The organism is Nonomuraea sp. NPDC050691 (assembly GCF_040654455.1).
Taxonomy (GTDB): domain Bacteria; phylum Actinomycetota; class Actinomycetes; order Streptosporangiales; family Streptosporangiaceae; genus Nonomuraea.
The window spans coordinates 1-2962 of sequence record NZ_JBFAIA010000340.1 but is presented as its reverse complement, the minus strand read 5'-3'; the positions used below and the strand labels follow the sequence as shown (position 1 = coordinate 2962).

5 protein-coding genes are annotated in these 2962 nt (G+C 73.4%); 4 read left to right on the top strand and 1 reads right to left on the bottom strand.

Annotated features, from left to right (window positions below):
• The coding region (locus AB0H81_RS44460) for a hypothetical protein (protein WP_358388474.1) at window positions 1–184 on the bottom strand (184 nt) is incomplete at its 3' end.
• On the opposite strand from AB0H81_RS44460, the gene AB0H81_RS44455 reads away from it, so the two are divergent.
• From AB0H81_RS44455 to AB0H81_RS44440, 4 genes are all read left to right on the top strand, one after another.
• Window positions 159–317, top strand: coding sequence for a LuxR C-terminal-related transcriptional regulator (locus AB0H81_RS44455; RefSeq protein ID WP_358388472.1), 159 nt, complete (start codon window positions 159–161; stop codon window positions 315–317). The two genes, AB0H81_RS44460 and AB0H81_RS44455, sit on opposite strands and share 26 nt — an antisense overlap.
• A gap of 67 nt (window positions 318–384) precedes the next feature.
• Complete coding sequence (locus tag AB0H81_RS44450) at window positions 385–1092, top strand: hypothetical protein (protein ID WP_358388469.1); 708 nt, start codon at window positions 385–387, stop codon at window positions 1090–1092.
• A 41-nt stretch (window positions 1093–1133) separates the two neighbouring features.
• Window positions 1134–1616, top strand: a complete 483-nt coding sequence (locus tag AB0H81_RS44445) for a GNAT family N-acetyltransferase (RefSeq protein ID WP_358388466.1) — start codon at window positions 1134–1136, stop codon at window positions 1614–1616.
• Between the two features lie 125 nt (window positions 1617–1741).
• Window positions 1742–2899 (top strand): hypothetical protein, encoded by a 1158-nt coding sequence (locus AB0H81_RS44440; protein ID WP_358388463.1) that lies wholly within the window; start codon window positions 1742–1744, stop codon window positions 2897–2899.
• Window positions 2900–2962: the final 63 nt, after the last annotated feature.

Sequence of the window (2962 nt, the reverse complement as noted above, 5' to 3'; positions counted from 1 at the left end):
GCCCGTAGGCGCGGCTGACCGTCTGCTCGACGGCGTTGCCCTCGGCGTCGGTTACCCCGACGCCGACGCCGCGCTGGTCGTCCACCCCTCCGGCGCGCGGCAGCCCGTCGCCCGCCCGCCAGCCCGGCCACGACGACGAGCGGCTGATCGCCCTCCTGGTGGCGGGCCTGACCGACGAGGCCATCGCCCGCCAGCTCGGCATCGGCTACCGCACGGCCGAGCGCCGCATCGCGGACCTGATGAGCAGGCTCGGCGCGCACACCCGTTTCCAGGCGGGCGTCCAGGCCGCGTTCCTCCACCCGCCCCCCTCGGAATGACCCCGCCCGGCCCGCATCCTGCGAAGTCGCGCGTGGCGCGAGCCCGGGCGGTCTAGCATCCCGTGAGGTGAGCACGGACCCCGACTTGCGCACAGCGCTGGACCACCTCTACGCGACCTTCTCCCGGCACCCCCTCCCGGAGGACACCGTCGCCTGCGACCACTGCGTCTCCCCGGAACAGGTACGGGCCGCGCGAACGGGGCCGCTGCGCTCCCTCAGCGCGGAAGCCCTCGAACCGTACGCGTGGAACCACTCGACGTGGGGCGACGAGGCCGACTTCAAGCACTATCTCCCGCGCCTCCTGGAGCTGCTGATCACCGAGGAGATGGACGGCTGGTTCGTCGGGCCGATCCTGGCGGGCCGGACGGCGACGCACTGGGGGAGCTGGCCGGACGACGAGAGGGGCGCCGTCGTGGCGGCCGTCGGCGCGTGGTGGCGCGAGACGCTGAGCGCCTATCCCCGCGAGCTCGACGCCGAGCAGCTGCTGGAGATCATCGGCTCCGAGTTCCGCCTGGACCCGGCCCCGTACCTGGCGGTGTGGGAGGAGAGGGCCGGTGAGGAGGCGGCGGCCCGGCACCTGGCCGCCCTCGTGCGGGACTGGCGCAGCCGGGTGGTCAGCGGGAACGCGTGGTACGCCGTCGTGGACGCGTGGGTCGCCGGCCCCGCGCCGGTGCGCCTGCTCAGGGAGGGCCTGGCCGGCACGCGCTCGCCCCGGGCCGAGCGGGAGCTGCGCAACGCCCTGGAGCTGTGGGATGAGCTCCATCCGGCTCGCTGACCGAGGGTTTCTGTCGGTGGCGCCTGCCAGACTCGGCGGTCATGAGCGACAGCATGGGCGGTCCCCGGGCCGTGGACGTGAGCCTGCGGGACGTGGTGGACGACGACCTGGAGACCTTCTTCGAACAGGAGCAGGACCCGGAGGCTTCCCGGCGCTCCAGGTTTGCGGCCCGCGAGCGTGACCGGTTCATGACCCATTGGCGCATCGCGATCCTGGCCGATCCCACTGTCTTCGTCCAGGCGGTCGTCGTGGACGGCGAGCTCGCGGGCAACCTCGTCGCCTGGTGGGAGGGGGAGCGGCGCTTCCTCGGCTACTGGTTCGGCCGCGCGTTCTGGGGGCGCGGCGTCGGCACCCGGGCGCTGACCCTGTTCCTGCGCGCCGAGAAGGCCCGCCCCCTGTACGCCGACCCGTTCAGCGGCAACACCGGGTCGGTGCGGCTGCTGGAGAGGTGCGGGTTCCGGCGCGAGGGCACGGTCATGCACGGCGAGGACGAGCACATCATGTTCGTGCTCGACGAGCGCTAGGGGGCCGGACAGGTCCGGCGCGCCACTCCGAGCCCGGCTATCGTGTTGCCCGATCATGAGCGGAGACGGGCAGGGCGATGGGTGACGGGCAGGAATTGCGGTACGAGCGGCCAGGCTTCGGGGCCGTGGCCGAGATGCTGGATGATCTGGCGGGGGGACTGGGAAGCCTCGCCTACGGAGGCTACAGGTTCGCGCTGCCGAGCATGGCGCTCGGGGCGGCGGCGGAGTGGCCGGCCCGGTACGACTACGGCCAGATCTGGGACGGGCTGCGTGAGGAGTTCCTCCGCGGCAGCCGCGAGGGCGCCGAGCTGGCTGAGCGCCTGAGGCGGACCCGTGACGGCTACGACCGCGCGGAGGACGCCGGCACGACCATGAGCGTGGCCCTGGGCCGCGTCATCGCAGCGGTGCGGGAGGCCCAGGCGGCGCCGTCAGCCTTGCCCCCCGCCCCTCCCGAGAAGTACGACCCCTTGGGCCTGGATGACGAACCCTTCCCGTGGCTGGCCTACAGCGGACTCCCCGTCGTGGCGGCCGGCAGCGTGGGGCGGACGCACGCCGGGTTCATGGCGAAAGACCTCGCGAAGCACGAGGCCTGGCAGCGTGCGCGCATAGCCGGGCGCGTCCGGGAAATCAAGTCGTATGCCCCCTCCTTCGCCGAGGTGTACAAGGGGGAGGAGCTCAGCCGGCTCGCCAAGGCCACGGAGGGCACGCGTCTGAACATCGCCACGGTCAAGGCGTTCTCCTGGACGGTCGTGGCCGCGGGACTCGCCTGGCTGGCTGTGGTCGTGCCCTCGGACGAGGACATCGACCGTGCCATCGCCGGCTGGACCGACGTCGCCGACCGGTGCGGCGAGTTGTTCGGCCACGACACCGGCCCCGTGCGCGAGGCCATCGCGGCCGCCTGGGCGGGGCCCGCGATGGAGGCCGCCGACGCCCGGCTGGTCGAGTTCATCGCCGCGGGCGTCCACGTGGCCGACCGGACCCGCCGGCTCGCCCAGGCCCTGATCCGGACAGTGCGGGACCTGGACCGGATCTTCATGGCCGTGCTGATCTTCTCGGGCGCGAGCGCGGCGGCCATCGCGGGCTTGGGGATCGCGGCGCGCTTCAACCCGGCGCTGCGTCCCGCGGTGGAGTTCCTGGGCACCAGGCTCGGCACCGTGGTGGTGCTCTGCGCCAACCTGGCGCCGGCCGTGGCCGCCTTCGCCGTCGCCTGGTACCGGGTCGCCGACGCCAACGCGCCCACCAGGATCGGCGACCGCGAGATCACCGGCTTCCGCCAGTCCTGAGCTCCAGGGACGAGAACCCTGGACCCAAGCCTCGCGGACGAGCCCCCGGGGCGGCTCCACGCC

Bases quoted from the DNA above. Each gene is read 5' to 3' on its own strand.
- AB0H81_RS44445 (WP_358388466.1), top strand. From the start codon at position 1,134: ATGAGCGACAGCATGGGCGGTCCCCGGGCCGTGGACGTGAGCCTGCGG.